At 51.7% G+C, this 16,285-nt stretch carries 11 protein-coding genes; 3 read left to right on the top strand and 8 right to left on the bottom strand.

Annotated elements, in window-relative coordinates:
* Positions 1-2,721 carry a TonB-dependent receptor gene (locus LX69_RS05925; protein WP_111444903.1) on the bottom strand — a complete coding sequence of 907 codons (2,721 nt, stop codon included), beginning with the start codon at positions 2,719-2,721 and terminating at the stop codon, positions 1-3.
* A gap of 289 nt (positions 2,722-3,010) precedes the next feature.
* Positions 3,011-5,251 (bottom strand): inorganic phosphate transporter, encoded by a 2,241-nt coding sequence (locus LX69_RS05920; RefSeq protein WP_170124256.1) that lies wholly within the window; start codon positions 5,249-5,251, stop codon positions 3,011-3,013.
* Positions 5,252-5,988: 737 nt separating this feature from the next.
* Between LX69_RS05920 and LX69_RS05915 the strand changes: the two genes are divergently transcribed.
* Complete coding sequence (locus LX69_RS05915) at positions 5,989-7,017, top strand: sensor histidine kinase (protein ID WP_111444901.1); 1,029 nt, start codon at positions 5,989-5,991, stop codon at positions 7,015-7,017.
* Between the two features lie 309 nt (positions 7,018-7,326).
* Positions 7,327-8,028 (top strand): response regulator transcription factor, encoded by a 702-nt coding sequence (locus tag LX69_RS05910; RefSeq protein ID WP_111444941.1) that lies wholly within the window; start codon positions 7,327-7,329, stop codon positions 8,026-8,028.
* 370 nt (positions 8,029-8,398) lie between these two features.
* Here the strand turns inward: LX69_RS05910 and LX69_RS05905 are convergent, their stop codons facing one another.
* From LX69_RS05905 to LX69_RS05880, 6 genes are all read right to left on the bottom strand, one after another.
* Positions 8,399-8,878 (bottom strand): hypothetical protein, encoded by a 480-nt coding sequence (locus LX69_RS05905; RefSeq protein WP_111444900.1) that lies wholly within the window; start codon positions 8,876-8,878, stop codon positions 8,399-8,401.
* Positions 8,879-9,129: 251 nt separating this feature from the next.
* Positions 9,130-9,762: a class I SAM-dependent methyltransferase gene (locus LX69_RS05900; RefSeq protein WP_111444899.1), complete on the bottom strand. Its 633-nt coding sequence runs from the start codon at positions 9,760-9,762 to the stop codon at positions 9,130-9,132.
* A 427-nt stretch (positions 9,763-10,189) separates the two neighbouring features.
* Positions 10,190-10,942, bottom strand: coding sequence for a LytR/AlgR family response regulator transcription factor (locus LX69_RS05895; protein ID WP_111444898.1), 753 nt, complete (start codon positions 10,940-10,942; stop codon positions 10,190-10,192).
* Positions 10,939-11,994, bottom strand: a complete 1,056-nt coding sequence (locus LX69_RS05890) for a sensor histidine kinase (protein WP_111444897.1) — start codon at positions 11,992-11,994, stop codon at positions 10,939-10,941. The genes LX69_RS05895 and LX69_RS05890 overlap by 4 nt, the downstream gene beginning before the upstream one ends.
* 187 nt (positions 11,995-12,181) lie before the next feature.
* Complete coding sequence (locus LX69_RS05885) at positions 12,182-12,763, bottom strand: NAD(P)H-dependent oxidoreductase (RefSeq protein WP_111444896.1); 582 nt, start codon at positions 12,761-12,763, stop codon at positions 12,182-12,184.
* Between the two features lie 18 nt (positions 12,764-12,781).
* Positions 12,782-13,489 carry a LiaF transmembrane domain-containing protein gene (locus LX69_RS05880; RefSeq protein WP_111444895.1) on the bottom strand — a complete coding sequence of 236 codons (708 nt, stop codon included), beginning with the start codon at positions 13,487-13,489 and terminating at the stop codon, positions 12,782-12,784.
* 509 nt (positions 13,490-13,998) lie between these two features.
* Here LX69_RS05880 and purL point away from each other — a divergent pair.
* Positions 13,999-16,224 (top strand): phosphoribosylformylglycinamidine synthase subunit PurL, encoded by a 2,226-nt coding sequence (gene purL, locus LX69_RS05875; protein WP_111444894.1) that lies wholly within the window; start codon positions 13,999-14,001, stop codon positions 16,222-16,224.
* Positions 16,225-16,285 lie beyond the last annotated feature (61 nt).

The following is a 16,285-nucleotide window of genomic DNA, read 5'->3' as shown; positions in this document are numbered from 1 at the left end:
TTAAAAGGTGTAGCTGAGACTCAGGCTGAGTTTGATGCCTTTGGAGCCCGATTTTACCAGGAAGTTTTGCGTGCTGTTTTCCTGAATTTTTTCAACATCGGGGTTGAGCAGGTTTTTGGCTGCCAGGCTGAGGTCGAGTTTGTTGAATGATGATTTGATGATCAGGTCGAGGGTTTGCAACGACTGGTCTACCTGATTGCCCAGTCCTGAGTAACCGATGAGCGCGAGGCTTTCGGACACATATCCGTACACCAGCGAGGTGGTGAAGGTGCGCTGATCGTCTTTCCAGCTTTGGCGGTAGCTCAGGTTGGCGTTGCCGATGATGGGCGATGCGCCCTGCAGGACTTCGCTCTCTTTGTTGAAGTTCACCGACACGGTGTTCTTGGTCTCTTTTAATATTTTATTCTTATCGAGCGACTGCGAGGTGTGCATCAGGGTGGCATTGGTGGCCAGCGAGAGTTTGCGGCTGCCGCCGGGGGTGGCGTGATTGAAGAGCTCTTTTTTGAGTTCGATTTCGATACCGGCGATCTCGGCTTGGTCTCCGGTGTTGGCATAGGTAAAATCGTTTGAGGCCGAGGCTTTCACGAATTTGTTGATGGGATCCTGAATGTATTTCCCAAACAGCGCCAACGAAACCAGTTCGCCGGGGTTGGGGAAGTGTTCCCATTTAATTTCGGCGTTGAAATCCTTCGAGGGCTTCAGGTAGGGATTGCCCACGGTGGCATCGGTGATGCCTTCGAAGAGGAAGGGTGCCGATTCCTTGAATTGGGGCAGGGTGTAGGTGTTTCCCGCCGCCAGACGCAGGTTCGACTTGTCGGTGAGGGTGTATTTGAGGGTCAGAGCCGGGAGCAGGTTACTTTCGATAAAGTCGTTGCTGCCTTTGCTAAGGGTGGTGTTGTAAGTGATTTTTTGATACACCTGTTCGTAGCGCACTCCCATCAGGGTAGAGAGTTTGCGGGTGAGCTGATATTCGGCTGCTGCAAATCCGCCGATAATTTGTTGTTCTCCGGTGTAGGTCGATGAAATGATGGCCGTGCTGAGCGTGCGCAGGTCGAAATTGCCGGCCGCGCGGTTGGTTTCGTTCAGGTAGCTGTCCACGTCTGTGACGAGGATGGAGGCATTGCTGTTGATTTTGTGGTTGAACTGGGTGGCAATAAAGTCCCGTTCTTTTTGTTTGGCCGTGGCGCCCACCGACAGTTTGCCCCGGTAGTCGCCCTGGTTCAGTGAGTTTCCAAATTTGAAGTCGAGCGACAGATTGCCGGCGATTTCATCTTCGGTCAGTTCGTGGTAGTAGCGGTTGGTGTTGGCAATGTCGTTGGTGGTAAACGATTTGATGTTTTCGTCTTCGCCATCGAGGGTGTAGTGCAAACGGTCGGGAATGATGTTGGAGACATTGTTCATCGCGATGCCCCAGTTGAGTTGCAGTGATTTGCTCAGGTTTTGTTCGCCCAGCATTTGGTTCACCCACATGGTGGTGCGCTCATATTCCTGGCGGGAGACGTAGGCGCCGTTTTCGGCCAAATCGAGAATGAAGCCGCGCAGGTTGGTCACGCTTTGGGTGGATGAATTCAAAAACAGGGAGTTGAGGTAGTAGTTGTTGCGCCCGCGGTTCAGGTTCACGTTGAGCATGCCGGTGCTTTGGGTGGCGATGTCGTATTGGTTCCCGGTCAAGTCCTGACGAATGTTGTTACTGCCGTTGACTTTGCGTTGAATCAGGTCGCTGGCCGACATCTCGTTGTCGAACGAGGCCGTGGCAAACAGGTTGATGTCGGTTTTGCCGGCCTTGAGCGTGCGTCCTCCGGCGAGTGAAAATCCGGTATTGGGAGCCCCATTGGTATTTTTAGGGTTCCAGTTGCGGTCGAAGCTGTACCGGCTCAGCGATGTGGGTTGCTCAAAGTTGTCGAATCCCCAATAGCCAACACCATCAGAGGTGTAGAACGGATCTTCGTTCATGGCATTGGTGTTGGCACCGGTTTTCACCCCCACCTCCAAGTAGGGGTCGCCTGAGAATTTCTTCGACACCACGTTGATGTTGGCTCCGGCAAAGTCGCCGGACAAGTTTGGGGAGTAAACCTTTTCCACCGCAACGTATTCAATCACATCGGTCGAGAAAAGTTCCAGGTCGATGTTTTTGTACTCGGCGTGGTTCGATGGCAGCGGCAACCCGTTGAGGGTGGTGGCGTTGTAGCGGTCACCCAGACCCCGTATGTTGAGGGTCTTAGAGCCTTGTTGCTTGGTGATGCCGGTCATTTTGGTGGCAGCCGTGGCGGCATCCGACACGCCTTGGGTCGAGAGTTGCTGCGCGCCAATGGCTTCGGAGAATTTCACGGCGGTCTTTTGTTCCATCAGCAACATGTTGTCGCTTTCGCGTTTGGCCTTGGCCACCACTTGCACTTCTTGCAGGTCGATTTCGGCCGACAGAAGTTCAAAATTCACGGTGGTGCTTTGCCCGGCGGTGATGGTGATGTTTTGTTTCAGCCCCGGCTGGTACGAAATAAACTGGCAGCGAAAAGTGTAGGTGCCGGGTTCGAGTCCCGTCAGAATGTAATCGCCACTGAAGTCGGTGATGGTTCCCTGCGTGGTGCCATCCACCACAATGGCCGCGCCCACCAGTTCTTCGCCTGTTTTGCTATCGGTGACTTTACCGATGAGTTGACCCTGCTGCGCCAATGCGCCCGTGGTGAGGGTCAGGATCGTCATTAAAATGAGTAATGGTTTCATGCTTGCTTTTCGTCTTAAAATCACAAGCAAAACTATCCCAATGTCAAGCGTTGGCGGCTAACTCTGGCTTAAATCAATGTTAAGGATGGGTAAAGTGGTTTTTGGCTGATGTGGCTGATGCAATGTGGTTTGGATGTTGAATGCCTCAGGTGTGTTGCGTGTTGTTTACATCCATTTAACAATGCGCTAACAAATGACGTTTCGGAGGCTTTAATGATGAAGAAGTGAGGAAGATTTTTAGATCTTCAGACAGCCCGATTTGTCTGAAGAGACATGGAGAAGGCGCTCGTTAATACAGGCGCGAGGCGCTGAAGAAATCGCGGTGCGATTTGACCATGTTGATGGCGTACAACAGGATGTTTTTGGTTTCGGAAAGTATCTCGAGATAAAGCACACTCACACGCGTTTTGCTGTCGCCCGACTTGAGGCGTTTGAGTTGGCTTTTGCGCATCTCGTCAATCAGCGGCATGATGATTTGCTGACGCTGCACCAGTTCGTCGAGGCTGGTGAATTTGCGTTCCTTTTCCAGGTGAATAAGGTAGTTGATAAAGGTGGTGGTTTCGTCGAGCAGGTGCAGGATCTCCTCTTTTTGGGGTTCCGACAGTCCCTTGTGATTGTTTTCGACATGCTCGCGCAGGGGCAGGGTGAGCTGGTGCAGGCTGTTGATGAGTTCGGTGAGGTAATCGTAGGCCTGTATATAATGGTGTCCTGCTTCGAGCATTTGGTCGCTCAGCTTAATGATGTTGGCAAACAAGGTTTGACGCCCGGTTTTCGATTGACCCACCAGAATCCCGGCCTTATCGGAGGCTTCGCGAAGCTGGTGATGGTCTTCTTCAACAAATCCCTGAAGGGTGAGAAAGTATATTTTGGAGGTTTCCAGCAGTTGCTTGCGAATGAGCTCGCTGCCGGTCTCCGACATCCATTCGAGGTTAAAGTCGGTTTCTTTTTTTAATTCGCTGTTGATGATTTGCTTTTTGTGGATCCGGTGCTTAAAATATCGGTACGACCGATACAGCGCAAAGCCGGCCAGCAGTGTCAATGCCACAGCCGCGGGTGCCTGCATGTACCAAATGAGGATGGCCAGCAAGCCCGAGAGCAACAAAATGAGCACCGACACCAAAAACCACACTCCTAAGATGGTGAACATGCCCGAGACGCGGTACACGGCATTCTCGCGGTTCCAGGCGCGGTCGGCCAGCGACGTGCCCATGGCCACCATAAATACTATGAAGGTGGTGGACATGGGAATGCGAAACCAGGTGCCCGACAATATCAGGATGCTGGCGATGACCAAATTCACTGCCGCCCGAATGGTGTCGAAATAAACCACCGAGGCGGTGACGCTTCCCGTGGCCGGCTGATACCTTTTTTGAATCCATCGTGCCGTGCCCGAGTGCGGGTTGGGTTGCACACTTCTGAAGAGATGCAAAAATAGACGAACCACCCGTCGCGACAACTCCGACGACCCAAATCGTTCGTCGCCCATGGTTTGTCGCTCGAGCGACAATTCGGTGTCGATGACGGCTTCCGTTTTTTTCGACCTGAAGATGGTGATGCCCAACGTCACCCCCGATAGCATGAAAAAAAACAGCAGCCACAGGTTCGACCAGTCCAAGCCATGGCTCTCGAGCGCCCCCGGCGTGTAGGCATCGGCCGCAAGCCCCGAGGCGTCCCATTTCAGGGCGCTTTCGATGCCCGTGAGCGGGATGCCGATGAAGTTGACCAGGTCGTTGGCCGCGAACGATAAGGCCAGGGCAAAGGTGCCAAACATCACCACCACGCGCGGGATGTCGATAAAAAACAGACTGCCCGAGATCAGGAAAAACGAAAACGACAGGGCAAACACCAGCCCGATGGTTTCCCCCAGGTAGCGATGGATGAAATTCAGCGCGCTGTCCCACGGAAACAGGTCGGTGATGAGCACTTTTTGAATGATGAAATAGGCAATGACGGTCACCGACACGGCGCCGGCCAGCGACAGCAAAACGGGCGAGCGGCGTTGCGATTGAAAGGTGAAAATGAGGCGCGACACAAACTGCGTCACCACACCCATCGCAAAGGCCAGTATCACCGAAATGAAAATGCCCGCCATAATCATAAAGATGTGGTTGGTGTCGATGAACGTGCTGGCCTGCACCTGTGTGGTTTGCGATTTCACAATGGCCACGGCCAGCGCAGCGCCCGCCAGACTGATGATCAGCGCCGTGGTGGTGGAGGTGGGGATGGCGTAACTGTTGCACACATCTATCAATACAATGTTCACCAGCATGGCGGCAATAAACACGGCCATGAGGTCGCGAAACGTGAACAACTCGGGCATCACCACCCCGTGACAGGCCAGGTTCATCATGTTTTGCGACAGCAGCACGCCCAGCATCATGCCGGCCGCGGCCACCCCGTAGATGACCCGTTTGCGTGCCACCGACGAGCCAATGGCCGAATGCAAAAAATTTACCGCATCATTGCTCACCCCAACCACCAGGCTGGCGAGGGCTCCTACAACAAACAAGGCAATGATGGCGATGGTCATAATCGGTGGGTTTTGAATATCCTGACAAATCAATGTCGTTGAGCGCTTCGGTGAAGACGTGACATTCATCAGCCGATGATCGGATGGCGAATGAATTTGTGAGATCTTCTCTCGTTTTCGTGCGTTGAACTCAATGGCATCGAATGGCAAATGTCACTTTTTTTGCATCAAAATAAAAATGTCTGATTCCCTTTTGCCCCAGGGTTGGGAAATTTAACCATTTCTTAACCTTGCAACCCGGCACGGGGGGGCTTCTCTCCGTCAATCTGATTAGTTTTGCTCTCGTAAAATTGTGTAATTTGGCTCGGATAGGATAAATGAAAACTGGTCAAAACCGGTCGGTCGTTCTGCATTTGTTAAATGTGTGATTGCACAGAGTCAAAATAAACGCAGAGGCGCTAATCGACGCAGTCGCTTGGCTATGCCAAGAAAGGCGCTGAGTTAATTTTTAACGCATTGCGTTTAAATAATAAAGCAGATAACTCAAAGAGTTATATAGCAGAATGCATAGAGATCCACTGAGGGAAACGAGACTGAACTCGGTGAAACTCTCCTCTGTTTTGCTCTGTGACATGTTTTTGTTTGCAAAGTGTTTGTTGAAACCATTGGATACAGTGTTTTTCACGATAAACACACGGCTTGTTTCACTAATTGAATTAACGGGTCACATATAGCCCTATGAGGCAATACTATTATATCTTGTGTCCTGATACGAATGTCTTGATACTTTTTTATTCATGAAAACCTCCGAATCGCAACGCATTGCCGGCATCGTCGCCCTGGTATTTGTGGGATTGAGTCTTCTTTTTTTTGTGGCGAACCATTTGTCGGGCAACCTGTATGTGTCGATGATGGTGAGTGTGCCCCTCTTTTTTGCCGGGGCCTACCTGATCATCAATGCCATTATTGGCAAGTTTATCGACAAAAAAATCAAGCCCATCTACAAAACCATCCACAGCTTTAAACCCAAGAACGTGCAGGCACTCGACGAAAAGGGCGAACTGTTTGCCCGTGTCAACACCGAGGTGGCCGACTGGATGGAGACCCGCTCGCGCGAAATACAGGAGCTGCGCCGTCTCGAGAAATACCGCAAGGAGTACATCGGCAACGTGAGCCACGAGCTCAAAACGCCCATCTTTAACATACAGGGCTACATCCTTACGCTGCTCGACGGGGGCATTGACGATCCCAACATCAACCTGCTGTACCTCAAACGCACCGAAAAAAGCATCGACCGCATGATCTCCATCATCGAGGATTTGGAGGCTATCTCTAAGCTCGAGTCGGGCGAACTGGAACTGAATTTCGAAACCTTTTGCATCTTTCAGTTGATGAACGATGTGTTTGACTACAACGAGATTCGCGCCCGCGACAAAAACATTGTTTTGCAGGCCGGCAAAAACACCCATCGCGACACCTTTGTGCGTGCCGACAAGCAACGCATCTACCAGGTGTTGATGAATTTGGTGGTCAACTCCATTAACTACGGCAAGAAGAACGGGACCACCACCGTGCGTTTTTACGACATGGACAACCTCATTTTGGTGGAGGTGAAGGACGACGGCATCGGCATTGAGGAGAAGGAGCTGAGCCGCATCTTTGAACGCTTTTACCGCATCGACAAAAGCCGAAGCCGCGACCAGGGCGGCACCGGACTGGGGCTGGCCATCGTGAAGCACATCATTGAGGCGCACGGACAATCCATTAACGTGAGCAGCAAACCCGGCGTGGGCACTTCGTTTACCTTTACGCTCGAAAAGGCGTGAGATTTAATATGACGATGACGCCGGTTTTTAATAACCGTCCGCTTTAGCGGACGGATGAATGAATGAATTGGGCTTTAGCCCAATCATTTCGTGGGCTAAAGCCCCTGGGGATTGTTACTATTGTCCGTTGGCTAAAGCCAACGGTTATTAATGCCTGCATTGGCATCATCTTTTGCTTTTGTAACGTGCAGAGTCGATTTTTTGTGCCCACGCCTTCATCCCCTCACGCATCCCTAACGATTTCTTAACACAAAATCAACATTCGGTAGTGTGTGGCGCTTATCTTTACATCAAGAAAAGCAAAACGATATGAGTTCTGAAAATTACCGCATTCTTTTGGTGGATGACGAGCCGGATATACTCGAATTTATCGGCTACAATCTTAAAAAAGAGGGGTTCGAGGTGTCTACCGCTTCCAATGGCATCGAGGCGGTGCAAATGGCTACCTCGCTGCGTCCCCACCTGATTCTGCTCGACGTGATGATGCCCGGCATGGATGGCATTGAGACCTGCGAAGAGATAAAAAAAATTCCCGAGCTGCGCCAAACCATCATCGCCTTTCTCACGGCGCGGGGCGAAGATTATTCGCAAATTGCCGGCTTTGAGGCCGGTGCCGACGATTACATCAACAAGCCTGTCAAACCCAAAGTGCTGGTGAGCCGGTTGCGTGCGTTGCTCAAGCGTTACACCCCCCTTGCGGCGCCTGTGGCCGTGGCCGGCGACACGCCCGTGATCAGCCTGGGCGATTTGGTCATTGACCGCGAACGTTACGTGGTCATTCACAAAGGCACCGAGCTGGACTTGCCCAAAAAGGAGTTTGAACTGCTCATGCTGCTGGCTTCAAAGCCCGACCGGGTGTTTACCCGCGACGAAATTTACAGTGCCGTGTGGGGCGACAACATCATTGTGGGCGACCGCACCATTGATGTGCACATTCGTAAGCTGCGCGAAAAAATTGGCCAGGACTTCATCAAAACCATCAAGGGCGTGGGGTATAAGCTGGTCGACTGAGGCGTGGCATTGACAACTGGCAGTGCCCGGGCGCCTCGTTGCGCATTTTATGTAGCCCGATGCGCATTTTTTGTGCGTCGATGCGCATATTTTGCGCGTTGATGCGCATTTAGGGCAGGGGGGGGTACCCAAATTGTACACGCGTGCGCAAAAAATGCGCATCGGTCCGCATATTTTGCGCATCGATGCGCATTTTTTGTGCATCATTGCGCATTTAGGGTACCCCCCTCCGCATTTAGGGTACCCCCCCCTACCCTGAGGGTACCCCCCTGCACGGTTAAATAAAAAGGGAAAACCGTTTGGTTTTCCCCTTGTGCAATGCGCCTGCCCCTGCCAACCCGTCAGGGATGCCGGCGCGTGTGATTGGTTTTTAATTATTGGTCACAGCATTGGTTTTGGAACTTTTGCTTTGTGTGTCGAACAGTTTGCTCAGCTCATCGGCAATGGCCTTGGTGCCGGGCAAGCCCAGTTTGGCAGCCCCTTTGGCCGAGTTGTAAATGGAGAGCGCCGCCACATAGGCATCCGACCCGGCGGCCATGCGAATGTTCGAAATCATTTCGGAAATGCTCACGGCCTCCATTTCCAGGGGGCTCACCGCATCGTAAAGCGACAGGTCTTTTTTGAGCTCGTCCATATCGGCGTAGGGGGGCATGATGCGCGCATCGGTGGTGGCGTAGTTGATACAGCGTTCGGTAAACGGACGGCGACCGTCGTTGAGCATGGGCATGGTGCGCTTTTGGGCGTTGGTTAAGCTCACGCTAAAAGCCAAAATCTTGCGGATTTCGGCAAAATGATTCATGATTTTTTGTTGATCCTCAACCGAGAGGGAGGCAGAAATGTAATTCGACATAGATGAAGATTTTAAGTGTTGATATTAAATGTTTCATAACCGGGTTGGCTCCTTGGGGCAATGCAGACCGCGCCTTCGCCTCTTCATCTCACTTTATCTCAACGCTCTTCTTCTTCCCTTGGGGTCTGCGATGTTGCTGTTTCGGTTAACAAATTTAATGGTTTTGTTGTAATGGCAATGGGGCGTGCAAAAAAAGCCTGCCGACAGGGCAGGCTTCCGGGTGAGGCTGGTTCAATGGCGGGTGCCGGGTGTTATCCCTTTTGAGCGATCAAATACACCAAGGGAATTTTATCGTGAATGACTTCCGTTTTCACGGTTTTTAAGCCATTGCTGGTCACAAAATTTTCAAAAGCCTTTAACGTCCATCGGGTGCGCGCCTTAAATCCGAAAAGACCCATCAGTCTTGATATCACATGGCTTCTCAGGTTGGCGCCGTGACAATAGGTCGGAATGATGATTTGTCCATCGTCTTTGAGCACCCGTTTCATTTCCTGTATGGCCAAGTCGGGGCTGTATAATAAGTGCAACACATTGGATGCAATGATGGTGTCGAAGCTGTTGTTGTCAAACTCAAGATGGCAGGAATCGCCAAGCCTGAAATCAACATTGCCAATCGACTGTTGTACACATTTTTCTTTGGCTACGCTGATCATTTCGGGGGCGATGTCAATGGCGATGATGTTTGTGACATGGGCGCTCATTTTTAGTGCAATGATGCCTGTGCCGGTGGCTATTTCTAACAGGTTTTTGGCCTGATGGGTGTCTTTTGCCAGATGGGTGAGGAGGGTTTCGTAGGTTTTTGACGCATTGTTGTGAATAAAGGCATCATACTTTTGGGCGTACGAATTCCAAAAGCTTCGTTCTTTTTCTACTCTGTTTTTCATGGTTGGGTATTGTTGTTTAGGTGATTGGTCATTCGGGAGTCGTTCATCCGTTTTTATCAACGTTTTGTTTCAAGTCTGAAAATATGAAGCATCGGCATCATCCTTTCTATTGTATGTGAAATTGGGGTGGGGCACCGAGTCCCACGGAGAAGGCACCGGGAAGCACGGAGTTCTTTTTTCAGAATATTTTTGAACCCTGACAGGTTTCAAACCCCCAAGCGTCCTTTGCGGTTAAACTTTTACCGCCAAGACGCCAAGATTGCGCCAAGCTCGCCAAGAAAACACATTGCGCCCTTTGTGTTCCTCCCTTTGCGCCCATTGCGGTTAAATTCTTACCGCCAAGCTCGCTAAGAAAACGCTTTGCGCCCTTTGCGTTCCTCCCTTTGCGTCTTTGCGGTTAAAATGTCTCTGCGTTTCATCTTCCACATCAAAACCTCAGCGTGTCGCGCAGTTTTTTGTAACCGCTGCGGCTCACGCGCAGTTTTTGTTGGTTGCTCACCATGGCCACATAGCTCTCCTTGTCGTAGGCTTCGAGCCGTTGAATGTGGTCGATGTTGACCAGGTGCGACCGGTGGATGCGCACAAATTGCGACGCCGGAAGCTGTTGCTCGTAAAAGGCCATGGTTTGGCTTTTGGCATACCGTCCAGTGGGGGTGTAGATGAGCACGAAATCTTCCTGCGCTTCCACATACAAAATGTCGTCAATGGGTATCACCACCATTTTGTTTCCGCTTTTGGCCACCACACGCGTGAGGGGCTCGCCGTTTTGGTGGCTCGCGTTCACCAGCTCGCCAATGGGCTGTGGGGTTTGATGCCGCAAACGGTCGGTGATTTTGTCGATGGCCTGGGCAAACCGCTGTTGCGAAAAGGGCTTGAGCAGATAGTCGACCGCGCTCATCTCGAATGCCCGTATGGCATATTGGTCGAAGGCGGTGGTGAAGACCACGGCCGGCGGGCTGTCGAGCACCTCGAGCAACTCCAGGCCCGTGATTTTTGGCATCTGCACATCTAGAAACACAATGTCGGGGCGGGTCTCCTGAATGGCTTTCAGGGCTTCGAACCCGTTGGCGCATTCGCCGGCCACTTCAATGGCGGGAAAGGCTTTCAGGTAAGCCCGGATGAGGTCGCGTGCCGGCGCTTCGTCATCCACAATCAGAGCCTTGTAGGTAGGTTCACTCATGCGAGGGTGGTTTGGGGGATTCGTAATGTGGCTTCGAAGTGATTGTTTTCGCGACTCACCTGAAACAGGCCATCGCTCTGAAACAGCAGTCGCATGCGCTGGCGAATGTTTTCAAGTCCCACCCCTTCGCCTTTGCGGGGCAGGGCTTCGGGGTCGTAGTTGTTGATGACCGAAATTTCCAGCATGCCCTGGTGCAGACGGCAATAGGTGCGGATGTGCACGGGCTCAATGCTTTCGTACACCCCGTGTTTCACGGCGTTTTCGTAGATGGGTTGCAAAATCATGGCCGGCACCTGCAGGTCGAGCAGCGTGGCCTCGGCATGAATTTCCGATTCGAGGCGGCTGCCAAAGCGCACCTTTTCGATGTCCAGATAGCGGTGCATGCTCTCGAGTTCGTCGCGAAGCGGCAGCAGGGAGTGGTCGTTGTGCCGCAGCGAGTAGCGCATAAAATCCGACAGTTTGTGGATCATCTCGCGCGCCCCGTCGGGATCGGTAATGGTGAGCGAGCTGATGGAGTTTAGGCTGTTGAACAGGAAGTGGGGGTTGAGTTGCGACTTGAGGGCCTTGAGTTCGCTTTCTTTAATCAGACGTTCCATTTGTTCGTGTTGTTGTTTTTTTTCTTCCAGGTCGCGGTAATAATCAAAGGTATGGTACAGCACTGCGATGAGCAGTAGCAAAATGGCTCCCCACAGCGCCCTGAACCAAACGATTTGGGTGGTGAATGCCACATAATCGGGCTCATGTCCGTACAGCAGCCGGGTGATTCCCCATCCGGCCGCCATCCAAATGGCCAGATATATAACGTACACCGACAGGTTGTTGCCCAGTTGCGTGAGTGTGTGGCTGGTTTTGTCGGCATAGCGCAGCGGAAACCAAAAGCTGAAGCTCAGAACCAACAGAATGCTGTTGTAAATGAGCGTGTCGCCAATGACCTGTGCCAGGCTCAGCGGCGCCATTTGGTAAACCACCAGTCCCTGCATTAGGGCAATGATGAGCCATCCGCTGAGGTAGTAAAGCAATATTCGGGTTTGCGAAAACAGTGGGTGAAGCATGGATGAGGGATTGAGGACTTAATATTTAATGTCGTTAAATTAAGAGAAGAAGACGTAAGACTATGAGACAGATGATGAGATAAGGAAAGATAATTAGATGTCTTCTTCGTCTTTACAGTCTAATCTATCTGCAGTCTAAATTTCTTCTTGTCTATTATTCAATTGTCACTAACTAAACGACATTGACTTAACATTGTTGACAGCCCAATTGGTGAATTTGATCAAGCCATTTCCGGCGCGTGGTGTCGGTGCTGCTTTTCACCGGGCTCAGCGTGGTGATGCGAACCGGACGGATGCCCGAAAACTCCAGCAGCCCTTTTTTCATGGCGTGGTGTCCCGGTTGACGTGCCACCAGCCAATAGTACCAGCGTGGTGAATCCATGGTCACAATCAGGCGGGCTGTTTTGCCCTTGAGGAGCTTGTCCCACAGCGGCGAGTTGTCGCGGTACCGGAAGGCAAATCCGGGCAGGAAGATTCGGTCTATGAATCCTTTCATCAGCGCAGGAAAGGTGCCCCACCACGTGGGATAAATCCACACCAGATGATCGGCTTCGCCAATCGCCCGGCGGGCGTTTTCAAGGTCGGGCTCCAGAGGTGTGCGCTGTCGATAACCGTATTGCAGCACCGGGTTAAAAGTCATCTCGCACAAGTGAAGCATCTGGCTTTGCGCCCCGCCCGACAGGGCTCCGCGATGGTAACTTTCGGCCAGGGTGTAGCACAGACTTTGTTTGTCGGGATGGCCGTTGATGATGACTATTTTCTTAGACATTGTGAATGGGAGTTGATTTTAATAGCTTATCAATTCACCCCCACCAAATATGGTCACTCCTTTAATATAGAGTGTGGGGGTGTTGTCGGCGTTGTTTTGGGTGTAGAGCCGTTTGTCGTTAAATCCGCCAAAGATGCTCACCACTTCCACTTTCACGTTCCATTCGCGGGGAATAATCATTTTCACCCCGCTAAAGATGGCCGTCATCTCAATCACCGCGCTGTTGCCGGCCATGCGGCAACGGGTCATTTGCAGTTCGCTTCCTCCAAAAATGCAGGTGACCTTGCCGCCCTTAAATTGTTGTGACTCCATGCGAATGTTGCGCCCCCCAAACACGGCAATCTCGTCAAAACCATCATCATTACTGGTCATCTCCTCGGGCATCGTAAAATCCCGTTTTTTTTTAGGCCTATATATAATAGATAGTCCGATGATGATGAGTAGCACCGGCCAAAACTTCCATATCTCGGCCAATGACAAGCCGGGGATGATTTTCGGCAGCAGAAAATAAGCCGCAATGGAATAGAGAATCAGCGTGGGCCTCATTTCGCCCTTGAATAGCGTGATGGTGCCAATGGCTACCAGTATCATGGGCCAACTGGTGAGCACGTGGTAAATACCATCCGGAATCATCCCCAGGTTGCCTGCTAAAAAAATGAGGCCGGCAGCGATAAATACCAGTCCGGTGCCCCAGTGTTGAACCGAATTGCATGTTTTTTTGCTCATGATGTCTGTTTTTGATGAAATGTGATACTTTGTTGTTTCGTGAGTGATCTCATTATCTCACGTCTTCTTCTCTTAACTAAACAACGTTGAGATGTGTTGCGTCAACTTTTATTAATGATGGCTCAAAAGTAGTGGCTCCGATTCTTTTATCAAACTCGCTTTCGGTGAGTGGGCGATATCGGGCGGTGAGTGTCGATGAGGTGTCTCTGAAGGATGTTGGGGCGCGGATTGTTACAATGGGGGGGCGGAAGGGATGGTTTGGGGAGCGGGGTGTTGGGGGGTGATGATCACCCCATGGGTTGCGAAGTGCAACCGTTTCGACGTGCCACCCCCATCTTTGAGGGTGATTTGATAACCCTTTCGGTCTGATTGCGTTGTGTGATGTTTTTTCGGTTTCTTTTTTTTCTAATTTCATTTTCGCTTTTGCGCCATAAGGGGATGAATGATTCCTTTATTAATATGAATGCGCAAACGTCATTTTTTTATCTAACCAACTTTAAACCTTAGTGATGGAATTATTATTGACCACCGAAAAAGATGCTGAACGCGTCAGCCTCTCTCATGAAGAGTATCGCCTGATTCGCGAAGTGATGGGGCGGGTGCCCAATGAGCTGGAACTCGAAATTTTTGGACTGCTTTGGTCCGAGCATGCCTGCTACAAAAACTCCCTCAAATGGTTGCAATTGCTGCCCCGTAAGGGTGAGCGGGTGCTGGTTGAGGCCGGCCGCGACAACACCGGTGCCATCGACATTGGCGACGGCTTGGCGTGCGTGTTCAAGGTTGAGTCGCACAACCACCCCTGCGCCGTGCAACCTCGTTTGGCCGCTTCTACCGGGTTGCGGGTGGTGCATCGCGACATCATGTCCACCGGTGCCACGCCGCTGGCCATTCTCAGTTCGTTGCGCTTTGGCGATGGCCATCGCGATACGGCTCGTTGGCTGTTTAAAGGGGTGGTCGAAGGGATTTGTGATTTCGAACGTGGCCTCGATGTGCCGGTGGTGGGTGGCGAGGTCTATTTCAACGAGGGATTTAATTCTAACCCAGTGGTCAATCAAATGGTGGTGGGCGTTGCCAATGCTGACCGTTTGTTGTCGGGCGTTGCCCCCAAACCGGGACAGCTCATAGCCATTGTGGGAGCGCCTACCGGAAAGGATGGCATTGATGACGATACGTTTGTGGCCAACATGGCTTTTCTGCTTGAGGCCAAAAATATTTCGCTCGACGATTTGCACGATGTGTCGGTTGAGAAAAACCTGCAGGGCTTGTTGGATGCTTTGATGCAAAAAGAGGTGCTGCGCGGGGTGCAACCCATTGGCGCGCAAGGCATCGTGGGCGCTGCGGCCGAAATGGCGGCTCGTTCACACAATGGCATTGTGCTGCATTTGCAACAGGTGCCGGTGCGCGAACAGATGACCTCTCGCGAGATTCTCCTGTCCGAAACCTGGGGGCGCCTGCTGCTCTGCATCGACCCCGACGACGAAGCGATGGTGTCTGCCCTGGCGGCCGATGCCAATTTGCCTCTGGCGGTGGTTGGCCGCGTCACTTCCGAAACCATTCTGGAGTGTATGGATGGTAAGGAATCGGTGGCTCGAATCCCGGTGTTGTATGTCGGCCTGGGCGGTAATGCGCCCGTGTATGACCCCATTTGGGCTGAACCGCTCTTTAAACCCACCTCTTATCCGGTGGATCAACTTCAGGAGCCCGACCATTATCCGGCCGTGGTACGCAAAATGATCACGGGTCTGAATGTATCGTCCAAGAAATGGCTGGTCGACCACTTCGATAAACTGCTTCATCGCGAAAGTGAGAACCGAAAATACCCTTCTGATGCGGCTTTTGTGCCGGTCAATGGAAGCCACAAGGCGTTGGTGCTCACCATGGACGGCAATCCCAATTACATGACGGGCGATCCTTACATTGGAGCCCAAATAGCGGTGGCCGAGGCTTCGCGCAACATTGTGTGTGCGGGCGGCGAACCTATTGGCGTGACCGATTGCCTCAATTTTGGCAACTCCCACGACCCCGAAGTGTATTGGCAATTTGTGATGAGCATCCGCGGGTTGGCGCGTGCCTGTGAGGCCTTTAAAACGCCCGTGGTATCGGGCAATGTCAGCTTCCACAATCATCGGTCGCAAGAGGGGCGCATCCTTCCCATTATTCCCTCGCCGGTGGTCGGCATGGTGGGGCTGATTAATCATTTGCAGCATCATACCACTTTGCCATTTCGTCAAAAGGGCGATATGATATTTCTTATTGGCTGCTCGCACAACGATGTCAATGGCTCCGAATATTTGAAAATCATTTTTGGGGTGGATGCCATGGCGCCTCCCCGTTATGTGGAGGAGGAAGAGCTGGATGTGCAGCGGGTGGTGAAGGAAGCCATCAAGGCCGATTTGGTGCATTCGGTTCACGATGTCTCCAATGGCGGCTTGTTCTTTACCTTGCTCGAGTGCGCCATTCCCATGGATTTTGGGTTTGATATCACCACCGATGCCGAAGTCCGAAAAGATGCCTTCCTCTTTGGCGAGGCGCAAAGCCGCGTGGTGGTGTCGGTTGCCCCGGGCAAGCAGGATTTATTTGTCGATTTCATGGTCGACAGTGGGGTGCCCTTCTCTGTTTTGGGGCACGTCACCAAGGGCGAGATTCGCGTGGACGATGAGTCGTATGGCTTTATCAAGGATTTAAAGGCGGCTTTTGAGAGCACGCTGAAGCGTTGGGTTGAAGAAAGAGATTGATTGAGTGGTATAATTTCCTGCAAGGGGCAAAAACGGATATGGGTTTTTGCCCCTTGCCTTT

This window comes from Breznakibacter xylanolyticus (genome assembly GCF_003254275.1).
Classification (GTDB): domain Bacteria; phylum Bacteroidota; class Bacteroidia; order Bacteroidales; family Marinilabiliaceae; genus Breznakibacter; species Breznakibacter xylanolyticus.
This window is presented reverse-complemented; position numbering and strand designations above follow the sequence as displayed.

Coding starts and splice junctions, on each gene's coding strand:
- LX69_RS05925 (WP_111444903.1), bottom strand. CDS start 2,721: ATGAAACCATTACTCATTTTAATGACGATCCTGACCCTCACCACGGGC.
- LX69_RS05920 (WP_170124256.1), bottom strand. CDS start 5,251: ATGACCATCGCCATCATTGCCTTGTTTGTTGTAGGAGCCCTCGCCAGC.
- LX69_RS05915 (WP_111444901.1), top strand. CDS start 5,989: ATGAAAACCTCCGAATCGCAACGCATTGCCGGCATCGTCGCCCTGGTA.
- LX69_RS05910 (WP_111444941.1), top strand. CDS start 7,327: ATGAGTTCTGAAAATTACCGCATTCTTTTGGTGGATGACGAGCCGGAT.
- LX69_RS05905 (WP_111444900.1), bottom strand. CDS start 8,878: ATGTCGAATTACATTTCTGCCTCCCTCTCGGTTGAGGATCAACAAAAA.
- LX69_RS05900 (WP_111444899.1), bottom strand. CDS start 9,762: ATGAAAAACAGAGTAGAAAAAGAACGAAGCTTTTGGAATTCGTACGCC.
- LX69_RS05895 (WP_111444898.1), bottom strand. CDS start 10,942: ATGAGTGAACCTACCTACAAGGCTCTGATTGTGGATGACGAAGCGCCG.
- LX69_RS05890 (WP_111444897.1), bottom strand. CDS start 11,994: ATGCTTCACCCACTGTTTTCGCAAACCCGAATATTGCTTTACTACCTC.
- LX69_RS05885 (WP_111444896.1), bottom strand. CDS start 12,763: ATGTCTAAGAAAATAGTCATCATCAACGGCCATCCCGACAAACAAAGT.
- LX69_RS05880 (WP_111444895.1), bottom strand. CDS start 13,489: ATGAGCAAAAAAACATGCAATTCGGTTCAACACTGGGGCACCGGACTG.
- purL (WP_111444894.1), top strand. CDS start 13,999: ATGGAATTATTATTGACCACCGAAAAAGATGCTGAACGCGTCAGCCTC.